This window comes from Taklimakanibacter deserti, from assembly GCA_003574785.1.
Genome location: QORU01000002.1, coordinates 116,462 through 132,571, shown reverse-complemented (window position 1 = coordinate 132,571; position 16,110 = coordinate 116,462). Strand labels below are relative to the sequence as shown.

Below are 16,110 nucleotides of genomic sequence, written 5' to 3'. Positions count from 1 at the left end.
TCCTAAACGTGTCGGCATTAATGGAAAATTCAATCCGTTGCTGGAAAACATAGGTATTTACTACAGCCATAGGCGATAGTGGAAAAGGCGCGGAGAAGGCTAGGCAGGGAGTCGGAGAATAAGGTTGATGCGCAGCACGAGCGCAACATCAGAGCCTGAAGTCACTTGGATCTACAGGGGCCAGCCCTTGGCTCCTCACGAGACCCTTGCACATGCCGCTACGCCCGATTTCCAGCTCCTCGATCGCCAAGGCTTCGTCAAGATCACCAACACTTCCGGCGGCACCCAGATCGAATGGTCGGTCTTCGCGCCCAACTGGGCCTCGCTCTATTTCGCCATGGAGTGGCTGCACACTTATCCCGGGCCCTATACGCTGCGCTATTACCTCTCCGGCTGGTTCGACGAGAAATACAATGATGTGAACGCCGCCCGCAATCGCATCGATATCATCATCGGCAAGAGCGACATTCATCTGACGCGGCACACTTTCGTGACCGAGGTCGATCCCTATCGCGCCAATATTCCGGACCTGCTGAAGAGCGCCCTGAGCGATGGTGAAGTGAACCCGAATTTTGGCGTCGATTGCGTGCTCGACGAGAGTTCGGGCAAGTTCAATGTCGAGCGCGTCGGCCAGAAGTCGGAAATCGCCAGGTTGTGGGGCCTCAATCCGGTGTCCTTCCCCTGCCTCACCGGCCATTCCTATGATCAGGTGGTGAGTGCCGCCTATCGCAAGGTGGTTTTGACCAACAAGCCGCATTACGATCATGTCTGCGCTGCCATGGAAGCGCGCGACGCCAATGTGATCTGGTTCACCTATCAGCGGGTGATCCTGCCGCACCGCTTCACCGACAACAAGAAAGGCGTTGTCGTCGTTTCGAAGCAGTCGCCGGTGGATATCAAGATTCTCTAATACGCTGATCTTCGGCTTATCGAAGTTTGGCGCATCGGCTTATCCGAAAAGCGCCGGCGCGTGATCAGGAAAAGTGGATACCGGTTTTCCGTCCGATCACGCGCGAGTTAAAGACTGGATGGCCGCCTCAAGGGCGGCCATGAACTTTTCGGGCCGATGCTGCGATCAGCCGCCTTCCATCGCCGCCAGATATTCGAGATGGCTGCGCTCGGCGATGATCAGCCACTCGCTTTCATCGGCGCCGGCGGGCTTCCAGTCGGGATGCCAGCGCAGGAAACCGTGCTCCTGCAAAGCGTAGCCCGAACGTGTGACGAATCCATGTGTGGCGAACATGTTGCCGGTCAGCGCCCACAAGGCATCGGGCTGCCATTTGATGAGGGCGAGCAGCATGCCGATCTTGGGCAGCGTGTCGAAATATTCGCGCTTCTTCACCGTGCGGTCGATCCACATTTCGCCGTGATAGACGAGGGCGCCTTTCAAGGTGCGGGATCGCGAATGGGGCGGCGGCTCGATCACCGACGGCATGACCAGCTCATGTCGTTTGACGTAAAGGCCGGTCATCCAACCGACCGCCCATTCGGCGAGATTGGGATGGACGAGGTCGAGCCTGAAGGCCTGGAGCGAATGGGGATTCCCGGCATCATCGAAGGCACCCAGCCAGAAGGCCCGTTCCTCATCGAGCTGACAGGCGACGGGATCGAACATCGGCGACACGCGATCGCCGCGAACCTTGAATCTGAGCTCGACGAGTTCGTCGAAATCAGTCGAATATCGCACCTTGAGGCCGAGCTGTTCTGCCTTGCCGACGAGCGATGTGATGACCCGTACGGTGCCGAGCGGGTTGGTAAGCCCCAAATGCATGCGAGTTCCTCCACGCGCATATCGACCCTAACCGGCGCGGCGTTCAACGATTGATTATATATTTGGTAAAACTAGAGCGATTGATCCGCCGGGGAAAGCGGACGTGCCGCAGCGGAAGGTCCGCCATTGAGTCGCCACAGGCTGTGCGCGAGCAGGGTGACGAAGATGATCGCACCTCCCAGCAGAGCATGGGGCGTCGGCTTCTCGTCGAAGATCAGCCATATCCACAAGGGTGTCAGGATGAGCTCGAGGAGGAAGAACATCGCCACTTCCGATGCCGGCAGGTAGCGCGGTCCTATGACCAGTAGCGCCATAGCAACCGGGACGACGAGCAAGGCATTGACGGCAAGCCATCCCCAGCTCACTGCGGGCAGGGTGGCGGGCTCGGCCCAGAAGGCGGCGATACAGGCCGAGGCCAGGGCGCCGACGGCAAGGCTGGTCATGATGTTCTTGCCGCTCCAGCGAGCCGCCGTCAGGGTGACCGCCATGCAGGTGGCGACGCCGAAGGCGAGGAGGTCGCCCGTGGTCGTGCCCACCGAAAGGCCGTTCCACACGATGATGCCGACACCGACGAGCGCCAGGACGATGGCGAGCGCCGTCTGCCAATAGATGCGCTCCTTCAATATGAACCAGGCGAGCACGGCGCAGATCACCGGATTGAGCGCGATGATGAACACCAGATTGGCGGCGGTGGTTTCGGTCACGGCAGCCAGGAACATGAGATTGGCGAGCGTGCTCGAGATCGCCGCGACGATGCCGGCGCGGCCGCTGATATAGGACACGCCGCCGCGCCAGCCGCGCTGGAAGATCATCCACAGCACGGTCATGGCCAGGAAGAGAAGCAGGCCGCGGGCGAACATCAATGTCCATTTGTCGGACGCGGCGAGGCGGATCAGAGGCACGTCGAAGGTGAAGAGGACCGCGCCAATGGCAGTCAGAAAAAGTCCTCGGCGGTGGCCTTCGCCGGCCGATGGCAGGGGCGGTCGCATGAATGTCCCGGTCTAATGCGTCAGCGTTACTATGCTACACGTTAAAATGGTGTTACGAGATAGGCACTCGTAAAATTGTACCGGCGGTTCAAAGATGGCGGACCCACCCATCCGCCGTCAGCCTCTCCTGCGGCATGAAGCGGGCCTTGTAGCTCATCTTGCGCGAGCCCAGGACCCAATAGCCGAGGTAAAGATAGGGCAAGCCGAGCTTGCTGGCGCGCTCGATGTGATCGAGGATCATATAGGTTCCGAGGCTGCGGTCGGCGAGAGAGGGCTCATAGAAGCTGTAGATCATCGAAAGCCCGTCGGTCAGGACATCGGTGATGACGCAGGCCACCAGCGCATTTTCCCCGATATCGTTGGACGACCGGTATTCGACGATACGGGTGTCGACGAAACTGTCATCGACCATCGCCGCGAAATCGAGCGCCGTCATGTCGGCCATGCCGCCATCGGCGTGACGCTCGTCGATATAGCCGCGGAACAGGGAATATTGCTCGCTCGACGCCTTGGCCGGCTTCACCGTGCCGGTGAGATCGTCATTGGCCTTGATGATCTTGCGGAAGGACGGCGACAGCTTGAATTCCTTGACGCAGACCCGCACCGACACGCAGGCCGAGCAGCCGTCGCAGGCGGGCCTATAGGCGATATTCTGGCTGCGGCGGAAACCAGCCTGCGACAGCTGCGTGTTGAGCTGCCGCGCATCGGTTCCGATCAGATGGGTGAAGACCTTGCGCTCGATGCGGCCGGGCAAATAAGGGCACGGTGCCGGCGCCGTAATGAAGAACTGCGGAAAATTACGCCGCTCGATCGTCACCTGGGCCGTCCTGCTTCTGTCACCATAATACGCCTATTTTGCCGTGGCTTTTGCCAGATGCAAGGCTTGACATGTTACAACTTTGCGCCCTGCGTCAGGAGCGCCGGCCGGTCTCCCGGCCGCCCGGGGCATCGAGCACCCGGGTGGGAAAACCTTCAGCCTCGATCCTGGCCACGATCTCGTCGGCATGCGGTCCGTCGCGGGTCTCCAGCATGATCTCGAGCTCGGCGCCCTTGGCCGGCACGTCGAGGAACATGCGCCGATGCGAGACCTCCAGGATATTGGCGCCGAGCTGCCCCAGGAGCGTGGCGATGCGGCCGAGCACGCCCGGGCGGTCGTCGATCTGGATGCGCAGGTTGACGATTCGGTGCTCGCGCTCGAGCTCGCGCAGGATGACGGAAGCGAGGATGCGCGGATCGATATTGCCGCCGCACAGGACGAGACCCACCTTGCGGCCGCGAAAATGGGCGGGATCGGCGAGGACGGCGGCAAGGCCGGCGGCCCCCGCACCTTCGGCCAGCGTCTTCTGATGGCTGAGATAGGCCATGACGGCGCGCTCGATGTCGCTCTCGCCGACGAGCCGGACGTCATCGACATATTGCTTGGCGATGGCGATGGTGCGCTCGGTCACGTTCTTCACCGCAATGCCCTCGGCGAGCGTCGAGCCGCCGCATCTGGCGGGCTGGCCGCGCAAGGCGTGATACATCGAGGGATAGAGCTTCACTTCGACGCCGAGGATTTCGATCGAGGGCCTCAGATGCTTGGCGGCGATGGCCACGCCGCCGATGACGCCGCCGCCGCCGATCGGCACGACGATCGAGTCGAGGTCGGGCGCATCCTCCAGCATCTCGATGCCGATCGTGCCTTGTCCGGCGATAACCTTGTCGTCGTCGTAAGGATGGATGAGAAGAAAACCCTTCTCCATAACCAGCGCCTCGGCGGTGATCTGGCTGTCGGCCAGCGTCTCCCCCGACAGGATGACATTCGCCCCGTGCGCCCTGGTGCGCTCGATCTTGGTCGAGGGCGTCGTCTCCGGCATCACGATGGTGGCCGGGATTTGGAGCCGCTTGGCATGGTAGGCAACGGCCTGGGCGTGGTTTCCGGCCGACATGGCAATGACGCCCCGGGCCTTCTCTTCGGCCGTCAGGCTCGACATCTTGTTATAGGCGCCGCGGTCCTTGAAGGAGCTCGTAACCTGCAGGTTCTCGAACTTCACATAGATGTCGGCGCCGGTGATGTCCGAAAGCTTTGGCGCCCTGAGGAGGGGTGTGCGCACCACATTGCCGTGGAGCGTCGCGCGCGCTTTCTCGATGTCCTTGAATGTCACCGCCATTGCGGGTTTTTCCCATAAGCGTTTGTGTTTGCCGCCACTTTCTAATATTTATCCGACCCTGCCACCATCTCTATCCGCCGTTCCGGCGTCAACCCGCGACATGGAGTGAAGAATGAGCCAAAGAGCAGCCTGGATCGGGCTCGGCGTCATGGGCTATCCGATGGCCGGCCATCTCAAGAGCAAGGCCCAAATTCCGGTGACGGTCTATAACCGCACCGCCGACAAGGCCGCCAAATGGGCGGCGCAATTCAAGGACAAGACGGCCCCGACGCCGGCCGAGGCGGCGAAGGACGTCGATTTCGTCTTCGCCTGCGTCGGCAATGACGATGACCTGCGCCAGGTGACGATCGGCCCCGAAGGCGCCTTCCAGGCGATGAAGAAGGGCGCCGTCTTCGTCGATCACACGACGGCCTCGGCCGATGTCGCGCGCGAGCTCCATGCCGCCGCCTCGGCGAAAGGTGTGGGCTTCATCGATGCGCCCGTCTCGGGCGGTCAGGCCGGAGCCGAGAATGGCGTGCTCACCGTCATGTGCGGCGGCGAGACGGGCGATTTCGACAAGGCAAGCCCGCTCATCGCGCATTATTCGCGCATGTGCCGGCTCCTGGGCGGCCCAGGCTCAGGCCAGCTCGCCAAGATGGTCAATCAGATCTGCATCGCAGGCCTCGTCCAGGGCCTGGCGGAAGGGATCAATTTCGGCATGAAGGCCGGACTCGACATGGACGCCGTGGTCGAGGTGATTTCCAAGGGCGCCGCCGGCTCCTGGCAGATGGAGAACCGCCACAAGACGATGATCGCCGGCAAGTTCGATTTCGGCTTCGCGGTCGACTGGATGCGCAAGGATCTGGGCATCTGCCTCGCCGAGGCGAAGAACAATGGCGCGGTGCTGCCGGTCACCGCTCTCATCGACCAGTTCTATGCCGAGGTGCAGAAAATGGGCGGGCGGCGCTGGGACACGTCGAGCCTGATCGCGAGGTTCCAGCGCTAGGCTCGGAGCCATGGATGGCGGCCCGTTCTTCTATGCGGTGGCGCTGATTGCCGCTGTCCTGGTCGGCGCCTCGAAGGGCGGCCTGCCGATCGTCGGCATGCTCGGCGTTCCAGTGCTGGCGCTGGCGACGTCGCCCGTCCATGCGGCGGGGCTGCTGCTGCCCATCTTCGTGGTCACCGATTTCTTCGGTCTCCTGGCCTATCGGCGTGAATTCTCCCGCCGCAACCTCCTGATTCTCATCCCGGCGACGACACTCGGCATCGCCATCGGCTGGGCGACGGCGTCCATCGTCCCGGAAAGCCTGGTCACGCTGATCGTCGGCCTGATCGGCCTCACCTTCAGCCTGCATTACTGGCTGCGCGGCCGGCATGCCGCGACACCGCATTCGGCCGATGTCCCGCGCGGGCTGTTCTGGGGCACGGTCTCGGGCTTCACCAGCTTCGTGAGCCATGCGGGCGGACCACCTTACCAGATGTATGTCGTGCCGCAGCGGCTCGACAAGATGATATTTGCCGGGACGACGACGATCCTCTTCGCCGTCGTCAATGCGGTGAAGCTCGTGCCTTATTGGGCGCTCGGCCAGCTTTCGCTCGTCAATCTCAAGACCGTCGCCGCACTTTTCCCTTTTGCGGTCATGGCGACCTTCGCCGGCGTCCGGCTCACCCGCATCATCCCGCAAGATCTGTTCTATCGCCTGGTGATCGGGGCTTTGTTTCTCGTCTCGCTGAAGCTGATCTACGACGCGGTCTTGGGCTAGCGGTGCATCACTGTGGCAGGCCGGCCCGCAGCAGCGCTTCGCGGTGATGCTCGGTATCCTCCAGGCGCTTGTAATGCAGCGTAGCGAGATAGCTCTCGGCGGTAAAGCTCGCATCGGCGGCGAGCACCTGCTTGCGGTGCAATTCGGCGGTTGCCGGATCGCCGGCCATGGCCGCGGCCGCGGCGAGGAAGGCGTGATGAAACGCGTCGGGCTTGCTGATGTGGCGGAACGCCTCGATGGCTTCCGGATATTTGCGGGCAACGAAGTAGGCGCGCCCGAGATGGTTCCAGAAGCGCTCGGGATGGTGCGGATTGAGCCGCATCGCCTTCCTGATCCATTCGACGCCTTCCTCAGGGCGACCGATCCAGGTCATGTATTCGCCATGCTGGACGACGATCAGATCGTTATTGGGGTTGAGAGAGAGCGCGCGCTCCTGGTGATATTGCGCCGCCTCGTGGTCGCCGCGGTTGAGATTGATCGCGGCCAGGATGCGGTGGACGTCGCTGTCATCGTCGTCGAGATTGAGCGCCGTTCCCAGCTCCGCAACGATGGTGTTCCACGCCGTGTCACGATCCGGGCACCAGCTATAGACCCAGGACTGGCCGACGATGCAGCCGCGCCAGGCATGCGCGTGCGCATAGTTGGGGTCGAGCGCCAGCGCCTTGTCGACCATCTTCTGCGCCTCGGCATTGTCTTCCGCGGTCGAGCGGTGGTGCAGCACCTTCGCGGCGAGCAGGTATTCGTAGGCGCGCATATTGGTGGTCGGGCTGCGCTGTACGCGCTCGACCGCAGCCGCCTCGACACGGCCCGACACGGTCGCGACGATGGAGGCGGTGACTTCATCCTGCATGGCGAAGATGTCGGCGAGCTCGCGGTCGTAGCGCTCGGCCCAGACATGCCGGTCGGTCCGGGCATCGATGAGCTGCACCGTGATGCGCACGCGGTTGGCGACCTTGCGCACGCTGCCTTCGACGACATAGTGCACGCCGAAGGCTTTGGCGACGTCCTGCACATTGACCGCCTTGCCCTTGTAGACGAAGGTCGAGTTGCGCGAGATGACGAGGAGGTCGCGGAAGCGTGACAGGGCGGTGATGATATCCTCGGTCAGCCCGTCGGCGAAAAACTCCTGGTCCGGATCGCCGCTCATATTGACGAAAGGCAGGACCGCGATCGAGAGATGGCCGCCGTCGCCGGGGGAGGGAGCGGGGAGCGGCATGGAAGGCACCAATGTCTCGTCGAGCGCGATGCGGAAGACCCTGAGTGGCCGCGAGATGTTCTTCATCGGCTGCTCGCCCTGGTCCTCGAAATTGAGATCGAGCTTGTGAGCCAGTTCGTCCCTGACCGCCTGGCTGACCGCGATGCCGCCGGGCTCCGCCAGCGTCTGCAGCCGTGCGGCGATATTGACGCCGTCGCCCAGCACATCGTCCTCCTCGACGATGATGTCGCCGAGATTGACCCCGATGCGGAAGCGGATCTGCCGTGCCGCCTCCACATCGGCATTGCGCCTCGCCATCCGGCGCTGGACCTCGACCGCGCATTCCACCGCATCGGTGGCAGAGGCAAATTCGACCAGCATGCCGTCTCCCGTCGTCTTGACGATGCGGCCATGGGTCTTGGTGATCGCGGGATCTATGAGTTCCAGCCGGTGCGTCTTGAGCCGCGCCAGCGTGCCTGCTTCATCGATTTCCATAAGGCGGCTATAGCCGACCATGTCGGCGGCAAGGATCGCCATCAGACGGCGTTGGATGGCGGGTTGCTGCTTCATCGGGCACCCGTGCGGATGCCCGCGAGTATCCTCCCGCGCGCCATTGCGGTCAACAACGGCGAAAAGGGGCTCGTGTCCCGAATCCGAAGTTCGCATTGTCCCGCAACGCCTTCCGAGCGAACTTCGGATTCGAAAGGACACGAGAAAACTTAATGAGTCTAGTGTGCTTTTGAACGCGAAGTTCCTGTCGGTAACGGCGGCTAGGTATCAGGAACTCGCGTTCAGCACACTAGCGGCCTTTCAGCCGCTTTGCCGCATCCATGGCGAAATAGGTGAGGATGCCGTCGGCGCCGGCCCGCTTGAACGCCATCAGGCTTTCGAGGATGACCTTGTCGGGATCGAGCCAGCCATTCTGGCAGGCGGCCATGATCATCGCATATTCGCCCGACACCTGATAGGCGAAAGTCGGTACACGGAAGGTCTGCTTGATGCGGGTCAGTATGTCGAGATAGGGCATGCCGGGCTTGACCATGATCATGTCGGCGCCCTCGGCGATGTCGAGCTCGGCTTCGCGCAGCGCCTCATCGCCATTGGCCGGGTCCATCTGGTAGCTGCGCTTGTCGCCCTTGAGGGCTGTCGTCGAGCCGACGGCGTCGCGGAAGGGTCCATAGAATCCGGAGGCGTATTTGGCGCTATAGGCCATGATCTGCACATCGCCGAAGGCCTTGGCGTCAAGGCCCTGGCGGATGGCGGCGATGCGCCCGTCCATCATGTCGGAAGGTGCTATGATATCGCAGCCCGCCTCGGCCTGGACCAGCGCCTGCTTGACCAGCACCTCGACGGTCGCGTCATTGACGATCTCGCCGCCGCGCAGGAGCCCGTCATGGCCATGGCTGGTATAGGGATCGAGCGCCACGTCGCACAGGATGCCGATCTCCGGCACGTTCTTCTTGATGGTGCGCACCGCCTTGCAAACGAGATTGTCCGGATTGAGCGCCTCATCGCCGTTCTCGCTGCGTAACGCGGCATCGGTATAGGGGAAGAGGGCGATGACAGGAATGCCGAGTTTGGCCGCTTCCTCTGCGGCCTTGACGGTGAGATCGACCGAGAGCCGCTCGACATTGGGCATCGAGGGGACGGCCACACGGGTCTTGGCGCCTTCGACGACGAAGACCGGCCAGATGAAGTCGGAAGAGCTGAGCGAGTTCTCGGCGACGAGCCGGCGCGACCAGGGGGTCCGCCGGTTGCGCCGCATGCGGGTGGTGGGAAAACGGGCATTGGTCATGACGGCAGGAAAATAGAGATGTTTTCGCCCGGTCTCAACGGCACATCTTGAAGCGGCCGGGGCGCAGCTTCATCAGGTCGACATGGAAATGATCGCCATGATGGCGGTCGGCGCCCGGCCCCAGCACGGTATTGAAGTACTGGCAGGCGCTCTTGCGCACCGCTTTCATGAAATTGCCCTTGCCCGAAAGCCCGATCTTCTGGAGGAGCCCGCCCGTTCCGCCGGCGACCGTAATTTGTGCCTTCCGGCTGAAATCGAAAGCGGCGATATCGAGGGCATTGGCCTTCGCATGCTCGGAGAGCTTGCCGCTCGATGCATTGTTGCGCCGCCGGCAGGCATAGGACGAGGCATTGCGGATGCCGATGACGTTGGCGCCCACCTGCTTCTTCGCCAGCGGCTGCACCGATTGCGAGAGCCAACCATGGAGCGCCTTGGCGAAGTCGCAACCGACCGTCGCCGGCGGATCGATGCGGATCTGGGCCACTTCCGCGATGGCGATGGGGGCGGGCGTGCCGCAGCCGCCGGGCTCACCGATCGGCTGGTCCGGACGCCAGATGATATCGAGCCCCTGGAGCATCCTCTCGCAGGCTGCCCGGGCGGTGAGGACGTCGGCCCTGGGCCAGGCGCCGGTGCCCTTGGGCCAGGCCCGGAGAGGGGCGGCGGAAACGATGGGCTTGTCGGGCTTGGCGCGCGGCAAGGGGACAAGGGCAGGGTCGGGGCTCGCGGATATTTCGGACGGCAAAGGCGGCTTGGCACGCGGGATGGGTGCCGTGGCAAGGGCCGGGGTCAGCGCAAGAGCGAGCCCGGCCAGGGCCAGGAAAAGGGCCCGGGCCTTCCGGTCCCGCACATGCAAATCGTTAACCAAATGAGGAACTTGCCCCTCGCTTTTGAATCGAATTAACCGATGCCCTCTAACCTCTCCGTTGCAATGGATTAGGGCCTTTTCAAGGGCGTAGATCGGACGGAATGCTGCGGTTCTCCCACTTCCTCATCACCTTGCCGCTGGTGGCGCTGCCGCTCTCGGACGTCGTGCCGGAGGCTCAGGCCGAGGCTGTGATGACCCAGCTGGATGCGCTCAGGCTCCTGGCCAAGAGCCGGGCCGCCAATGGCAAATGCAAGATTCTCCCGGCCGCTGACGCGGACGAGCTCAATGGCTATCTGGCGCGCGCCGAGATCGCTGCTGCGAGCCGCAACTCGGTCTCCGAGGTCCAGTCGACCATCGCGCTCGGCAGGGCGCTGGGCGGCACCGCATCATGTTCGGCCGCGACGACAGATGAGATCGGCGCCACGCTCACCGCCGCCCGCCAGGCCATGGCGTCGGCAAAGCAGCCGCGCCCGGCCGAGGAAGAGGCCGAGGCCGTGGACGATCCCTCACCGCGCCGCGCGGGGCGTGTTGCGCAGGAGCCGACACGCCGCAACAGCCTTGCCGCCTATGGCCGGCAGGCTTCTGCCTATTATGTCGAGCGCCGCTGCGAATATCTTTCGCGCCGCGACATTCGCACTTTCTGGACGGCCATCGTCCGCGAGCACAGAGCCGCACTCGGCACCTATGGCGGGCCGGCGGTCGCGCGCGCATTGCGCCGCGCGCGGGCGCAGGCCGACGATATCGGCTGCGATGCGGCAGGCCGCCGTCTGGTGCGGTCCGAATACACAAGGCTGGCCGGGAACTGACAAGCTCCAAGGGGAGAGCGGGGGGAGGCGCGCGATCAGGAAAAGTGGAAACCGGTTTTCCGTCCGATCGCGCGCCCACTCTAGATTTCTATCACGTTCATCAGGTCAGATCGGAACGATCTGACCTGATCGTGATCTATGGCGCGGGGTTCGTCTGAGGGGGCGAACTCCGCGCCCACCTGCTAACCCGAATAGATACGGCGCAAGCGCGACTAAGGTTGCGATCTCTTTCCGCAAAAATTTGTGAACGTTATTTGAGCGTCCGCGCCGGCGATCGCTCCGTTATCGGCGATGTGCGGGGTGAAACCACACATCATCGAGAGATCAGGAGAGGATCATGAAGACTTTCAAATCAACGCTTGCGGCCCTGGCGCTCGGAACCGCCATCGCCGTCACCGGCCTAACCGGCGGCGATGTGACCGGCGCTTCCTCCGCCATTGCCGCTGAAATGCAAGGCAAGGCCGCCATTGATCTGCGCGTCGCGCTCAACGGGCTTCTCGCCGAGCATGTGACGCTGGCCGCAGCCGCGACCCAGGCCGCCTTGCGCGGCCGCAAGGTCGAATTCGAATCCGCCGCCGGGGCGCTCGACCAGAATTCGCAGGATCTCGCCGCCGCCATCGCATCGGTCTATGGCAAGGATGCGGGCGATGCGTTCCTGCCGCTGTGGCGCAAGCATATCGGCTTCGTCGTCGATTATACGACCGCCAAGGCGACCGGCTCGAAGAAGAAGCAGGACAAGGCGGTGCAGGATCTCCTGCAATACACTCAGGACTTCGGTGCGTTCCTCAACTCGGCGACGCCGGCCCTGCCTAAGGATGCGGTCGCCGATCTGGTGAAGGGCCATATCGTGAGCCTGAAGGAAGTGATCGATGCGCAGGCGCAGCGCAACTACAAGCTGGCCTTCGAGAAGATCAGGACGGCATCGCATCATATGCAGATGATCGGCGATCCGCTGGCCGATGCCATTGCCGCGCAATTCCCCGACAAGTTCGCGGCCAACTGAGCAACGACAAAGCAGCTGGAGCGGCCACCGCCGCTCCAGCTTTACGGAGACGCTACGATGCCGAGCAGGATCTTTCTGGCAGCGTTCCTTGCTGCGACGTGTCTGACGCTGGCGCCCGTCTTTGCCGCGGGCACGACGAGCGTCGACATCAAGCTCTTCCAGTACAAGCCAAGGGAGCTCGATGTGAAGAAGGGCGACACGGTGACCTGGATGAATGGCGATGCCATCGAGCATTCGGTCACCTCCGGCAAGCCCGGTAAGCCGGCGAACGCTTTTGATTCGGGCTTCTTCACCCAAGGCGGCAGCTTCAGCCACACATTCGGCGAAGCCGGCAGCTTCACCTATTTCTGCAAGCGCCATCCCAATATGCAGGCGACGGTGAAGGTGGCTCCCTGATCACGGACAGTTGAGGTCATCGGTGCAGCATTCGCCGGCGTTCTGGGTTAAGCTGACCGACATCACGGAAAGGAATTCGGGCATGAAAAAGATCCTTCCTGTTATCTCGATTGCCGCCGCGGCGGCGGTCTTTGCCTCACCCGCCTTGGCCTGTGAACAGCATCAGAGCCATGCCGCGATGAAGACGGTGGAAGCAGCTCCCGCTCCACAGCCGTCGGTCGTGATCGAGCCGGCCGCCCAGCCTAACCCAACGTCAGAAATAAAGACGGAAGGTGCCATGAGCCGGCCCCTGGGGACGGCCTATGAGGGCTGCAACCGGTCACGCAAGGGCCAGACCGTTTACCTTACCCAGTGACGCGCCCTGAACCCGTCGATCCCAGGCGGCCCAGACGATTCGCCTGGTATTGGGAAAAGGCTTGAATCCGCTGTGTTTGCTCAGTGGAGCAAGGCCGTTAAGGCCAGCGAAAGTCTTTAACAAGACTCCGTCAACTCTATTCGACAAAGCGGCAAATCAGCCGAAATATAAGAACAAATTTACTCACCTTTTTGATCCGTTTTTAATGGCCGCCGCCTTAGTCTCGCGCCATAAGGAGAACGGCCAAAAGAAGCCGTCTCCGCTAACAAGGCTGAGGTGGTAAAATGCGTACTCAAACCGTAGGGGGCGTGCGCCCTGCCGGAACAGAGCCCGGACGCGAGCAGATCAAGCATCGCTATCTCGAGGCTCTCACTTTGATCGAACGTCTGCACCGCAGGCTGCTCGATGTCATCAAGGACGATTTCGAGCGTGCCGGCGCGCCGGAAGTCAACCCGGTCCAGGCTCTGCTGCTGTTCAACATCGGCGATTCGGAGCTGACGGCGGGCGAACTCAAGACGCGCGGGCACTATCAGGGCTCGAACGTCTCCTACAATCTCAAGAAGCTTGTCGAAGCGGGCTATGTCAATCACGAGCGCTCGAACTCGGACAAGCGGTCGGTCAGGGTGCGGCTGACGCCCAAGGGCCAGGCGATTCGCGATCGGGTCGATCAGCTCTATAACCGCCAGCTTCATTCGGTCGAGGAGGTTGTCGGCCTCTCGGTTGAGGAATTCGAGCGTATCAACAAGGCGCTGACCCGCCTCGAGCGCTTCTGGACCGACCAGATTCTCTACCGGCTGTAAAAAGCCGCGTCATAGGCCACATCAAAGCCATGCCCGCTGCCGAGCGGGTGTGGCTTTTTTGCCATAGTGCCGGAGAATCTCGGGGCTTTCCCAGTCGCGCCGCATTTGACCGCTAGGGAAATGCCGGGTCCGGCATCAATCCCCTTGATTCGATTTGCGGTTTCGTGGTTAGCCACACGCCAGGGAAGCTTTGGTCTTGGTTCCGGCCGTCTGGTGTGAGATGATGCGCATGCGCTTGGGATTTGAAGGGAAAATCAACAGTATCATGTCCGGGACCCGCTTCGGCAAACTGGCCCTCACGGCTCTCCTCCTGGCCTCCTTCACGGTCATGGTGCCGCTTGCGGCCTATGCCGAACGCAATGAAGAGAATTCCTGGTGGCAGCGCCAGAAGGCGAAGCGGGAGAGCGGCGCTTCCAACAACAGCCTGCCGTCCGCGACCACGTCCAACATCTTCGGCAGCAAGGCGGGCAAGGCGGTCACCAAGACCGAGATTTTCGCCGATCGCAGCGTCACGCCCATGGTCTCGGTCAACAGCGTCAGCGCCATGACCAACGCGATCGCGCGCTATCAAGACATCGCCGCGCAAGGCGGCTGGGCCGGGGTTCCCAACAAGAGCCTGAAGAAGGGCGATGATGGTGATGCCGTCGTTGCCTTGAAGCGCCGGCTGATCGCCGAGGGCTATCTCGCGGCCGATGCTCTGACAGGCGAGACCGCGAGGTGGTACACCGCCGCGGTCGAGAAGGCGGTCGCCCAGTTCCAGGCCAATAACGGCCTCGCCGCGACCGGCAGCCTCGACAAGGCCACTGTCAATACCTTCAATATCTCGGTCTCCAAGCGGCTCGCGACGATGCGCGCCAATCTCCCGCGCATCGAGGAATATTCCAAGGGGCTCGCGGACCGCTACATCATCGTCAACGTGCCTGCCTTGCAGCTCGAGGCGGTCAATCGCAATACGGTCTTCTCCCGACACAATGTCATTGCCGGCAGCCCGAAGCGGCCGACGCCGGTGACCATGTCCCAGGTCTCGGACATCAATTTCAATCCCTACTGGAATGTGCCGGTTTCGATCGTCGAGCGCGATCTCCTGCCGCGCATCCGCAGGAACGGCACCAGTGTCTTCCGCGAGATGAAGATGCGCATCTATGACGGCTGGAACGGGCCGGAAGTTGATCCGCGAACCGTCAATTGGAAATATGTAGCTGCCGATCGCTATTTCTTCCGCCAGGATCCGGGCGAAGAAAACTCCATGGCGTCGGTGAAGATCAATTTCGTGAGCCCGTTCGGCATCTATCTGCACGATACGCCGACGAAGAGCCTGTTCACCACCGCCGCGCGTTACCTCAGCTCCGGCTGCGTGCGCGTCGAGCAGGTTTCGGTACTGATCAACTGGATCCTGAACGGTCAGGAGGGGTGGTCGCCGGGCCGTATCGAGCAGGTCACGGCCAGTGAAGAACGCATGGACGTCAAGGTGACGAATCCGCCGCAAGTGCGCACCGTCTATCTGACCTCTTGGGTCAATGGGGCAGGGCAGGTCAACTTCCGTCCCGACGTCTATGATCTCGACAACACCAGCTTTGTCGTCGGCCAGCCTCTGGCGCCGGGCGAGCTCAGCGATGATGGCGAGCGCTATGTGCTCAAGGCGCAGGTGTACAAAGTCGAGGAAGTTCCCGATCGGCCGGAATCCTTCAGCATCTTCAGCCCGCGCCGCGCGGAGAGAGGTGAGCGCACCTCCTACGGCAGCAACGATCCGTTCAGTTTCTTCAAACCGCGCAAGGCTACGACGCGCAGCAAGTCGAAGTCGTTCTTCTTCGGCACGACGGGCACCACGTCCAAGAAGAGCCTGGCCGATATCGATGACGATGACGATGTGATCTTCAACTTCAACGGGTCCTCGTCCAAGGCGAAGAAGAAGAGCCTTTTCGAGAAAAAGAAGAAGGCCGACATCAAGAAGAAGGAAGCGGCCGCAGCCGGCAAGAAAAAGCCTGCCGCGACGGCGAATGCGAAGAAAAAGAAGCCCGCGCAGACCGCGGCGGCGCAGAAGAAGCCCCAACCCGCGGCATCGGTCGAGCCGGTGAAGAAGAAAAAGAAGGTCGAAGAAGCCTCGGCGACTGCCGGGCCTCAACCACCAGCAGGACCGCGATAACGGCCCTGCGGCGCATCTGCGCATGCGGCTATTCGTCAATGGCCTAAAGGGCGCCTTTCGGGCGTAATAGAGACGCTGGCCGCAGGGCTCTGATCCTTTA

General features: G+C 62.2%; 16 protein-coding genes. 9 read left to right on the top strand and 7 right to left on the bottom strand.

The window, feature by feature from the left end:
• Positions 1-187 precede the first annotated feature (187 nt).
• Positions 188-910, top strand: a complete 723-nt coding sequence (locus DS839_RS03890; RefSeq protein WP_162918288.1) for a hypothetical protein — start codon at positions 188-190, stop codon at positions 908-910.
• A gap of 165 nt (positions 911-1,075) precedes the next feature.
• On the opposite strand, the gene DS839_RS03885 is transcribed toward DS839_RS03890, so the two are convergent.
• The 4 genes from DS839_RS03885 to DS839_RS03870 all read right to left on the bottom strand — a co-directional run bounded on the left by DS839_RS03885 (position 1,076) and on the right by DS839_RS03870 (position 4,910).
• Positions 1,076-1,771 (bottom strand): hypothetical protein, encoded by a 696-nt coding sequence (locus DS839_RS03885; protein ID WP_119268969.1) that lies wholly within the window; start codon positions 1,769-1,771, stop codon positions 1,076-1,078.
• Positions 1,772-1,842: 71 nt separating this feature from the next.
• Positions 1,843-2,760 (bottom strand): DMT family transporter, encoded by a 918-nt coding sequence (locus tag DS839_RS03880; protein ID WP_119268968.1) that lies wholly within the window; start codon positions 2,758-2,760, stop codon positions 1,843-1,845.
• An 88-nt stretch (positions 2,761-2,848) separates the two neighbouring features.
• The gene (locus tag DS839_RS03875) at positions 2,849-3,577 is read right to left on the bottom strand and encodes an arginyltransferase (protein ID WP_119268967.1); all 729 of its coding nucleotides are present in this window, start codon (positions 3,575-3,577) and stop codon (positions 2,849-2,851) included.
• Between the two features lie 94 nt (positions 3,578-3,671).
• On the bottom strand, positions 3,672-4,910 hold the full coding sequence (locus tag DS839_RS03870; RefSeq protein WP_119268966.1) for a threonine ammonia-lyase: 1,239 nt from the start codon (positions 4,908-4,910) through the stop codon (positions 3,672-3,674).
• Positions 4,911-5,022: 112 nt separating this feature from the next.
• On the opposite strand from DS839_RS03870, the gene DS839_RS03865 reads away from it, so the two are divergent.
• Positions 5,023-5,895: an NAD(P)-dependent oxidoreductase gene (locus tag DS839_RS03865; protein ID WP_119268965.1), complete on the top strand. Its 873-nt coding sequence runs from the start codon at positions 5,023-5,025 to the stop codon at positions 5,893-5,895.
• A gap of 10 nt (positions 5,896-5,905) precedes the next feature.
• Positions 5,906-6,652 (top strand): sulfite exporter TauE/SafE family protein, encoded by a 747-nt coding sequence (locus tag DS839_RS03860; protein ID WP_119268964.1) that lies wholly within the window; start codon positions 5,906-5,908, stop codon positions 6,650-6,652.
• Between the two features lie 7 nt (positions 6,653-6,659).
• Here DS839_RS03860 and DS839_RS03855 read toward each other — a convergent pair whose 3' ends face one another.
• The 3 genes from DS839_RS03855 to DS839_RS03845 form a co-directional block, all read right to left on the bottom strand.
• Positions 6,660-8,399 carry an adenylate/guanylate cyclase domain-containing protein gene (locus tag DS839_RS03855; protein WP_119269377.1) on the bottom strand — a complete coding sequence of 580 codons (1,740 nt, stop codon included), beginning with the start codon at positions 8,397-8,399 and terminating at the stop codon, positions 6,660-6,662.
• 247 nt (positions 8,400-8,646) lie between these two features.
• Entirely contained in the window at positions 8,647-9,642 is a 996-nt protein-coding gene (gene hemB, locus DS839_RS03850; RefSeq protein ID WP_119268963.1) for a porphobilinogen synthase, read from the bottom strand.
• Positions 9,643-9,676: 34 nt separating this feature from the next.
• The gene (locus DS839_RS03845; protein ID WP_162918287.1) at positions 9,677-10,489 is read right to left on the bottom strand and encodes an extensin-like domain-containing protein; all 813 of its coding nucleotides are present in this window, start codon (positions 10,487-10,489) and stop codon (positions 9,677-9,679) included.
• Between the two features lie 119 nt (positions 10,490-10,608).
• Between DS839_RS03845 and DS839_RS03840 the strand changes: the two genes are divergently transcribed.
• From DS839_RS03840 to DS839_RS03815, 6 genes are all read left to right on the top strand, one after another.
• Entirely contained in the window at positions 10,609-11,313 is a 705-nt protein-coding gene (locus tag DS839_RS03840; RefSeq protein ID WP_119268961.1) for a hypothetical protein, read from the top strand.
• A 337-nt stretch (positions 11,314-11,650) separates the two neighbouring features.
• Positions 11,651-12,316 (top strand): hypothetical protein, encoded by a 666-nt coding sequence (locus DS839_RS03835; protein ID WP_119268960.1) that lies wholly within the window; start codon positions 11,651-11,653, stop codon positions 12,314-12,316.
• A 57-nt stretch (positions 12,317-12,373) separates the two neighbouring features.
• Complete coding sequence (locus DS839_RS03830) at positions 12,374-12,712, top strand: cupredoxin domain-containing protein (protein ID WP_119268959.1); 339 nt, start codon at positions 12,374-12,376, stop codon at positions 12,710-12,712.
• A 22-nt stretch (positions 12,713-12,734) separates the two neighbouring features.
• Positions 12,735-13,067 carry a hypothetical protein gene (locus DS839_RS03825; RefSeq protein ID WP_162918286.1) on the top strand — a complete coding sequence of 111 codons (333 nt, stop codon included), beginning with the start codon at positions 12,735-12,737 and terminating at the stop codon, positions 13,065-13,067.
• A gap of 284 nt (positions 13,068-13,351) precedes the next feature.
• A complete protein-coding gene (ldtR, locus tag DS839_RS03820) occupies positions 13,352-13,867 on the top strand; it encodes a transcriptional regulator LdtR (RefSeq protein ID WP_119268957.1) in 516 nt (171 codons plus the stop codon).
• A 265-nt stretch (positions 13,868-14,132) separates the two neighbouring features.
• On the top strand, positions 14,133-16,010 hold the full coding sequence (locus DS839_RS03815) for a L,D-transpeptidase family protein (RefSeq protein ID WP_162918285.1): 1,878 nt from the start codon (positions 14,133-14,135) through the stop codon (positions 16,008-16,010).
• Positions 16,011-16,110 lie beyond the last annotated feature (100 nt).

Coding starts and splice junctions, on each gene's coding strand:
- DS839_RS03885 (WP_119268969.1), bottom strand. CDS start 1,771: ATGCATTTGGGGCTTACCAACCCGCTCGGCACCGTACGGGTCATCACA.
- DS839_RS03880 (WP_119268968.1), bottom strand. CDS start 2,760: ATGCGACCGCCCCTGCCATCGGCCGGCGAAGGCCACCGCCGAGGACTT.
- DS839_RS03870 (WP_119268966.1), bottom strand. CDS start 4,910: ATGGCGGTGACATTCAAGGACATCGAGAAAGCGCGCGCGACGCTCCAC.
- DS839_RS03865 (WP_119268965.1), top strand. CDS start 5,023: ATGAGCCAAAGAGCAGCCTGGATCGGGCTCGGCGTCATGGGCTATCCG.
- DS839_RS03860 (WP_119268964.1), top strand. CDS start 5,906: ATGGATGGCGGCCCGTTCTTCTATGCGGTGGCGCTGATTGCCGCTGTC.
- hemB (WP_119268963.1), bottom strand. CDS start 9,642: ATGACCAATGCCCGTTTTCCCACCACCCGCATGCGGCGCAACCGGCGG.
- DS839_RS03840 (WP_119268961.1), top strand. CDS start 10,609: ATGCTGCGGTTCTCCCACTTCCTCATCACCTTGCCGCTGGTGGCGCTG.
- DS839_RS03835 (WP_119268960.1), top strand. CDS start 11,651: ATGAAGACTTTCAAATCAACGCTTGCGGCCCTGGCGCTCGGAACCGCC.
- DS839_RS03830 (WP_119268959.1), top strand. CDS start 12,374: ATGCCGAGCAGGATCTTTCTGGCAGCGTTCCTTGCTGCGACGTGTCTG.
- ldtR (WP_119268957.1), top strand. CDS start 13,352: ATGCGTACTCAAACCGTAGGGGGCGTGCGCCCTGCCGGAACAGAGCCC.
- DS839_RS03815 (WP_162918285.1), top strand. CDS start 14,133: ATGTCCGGGACCCGCTTCGGCAAACTGGCCCTCACGGCTCTCCTCCTG.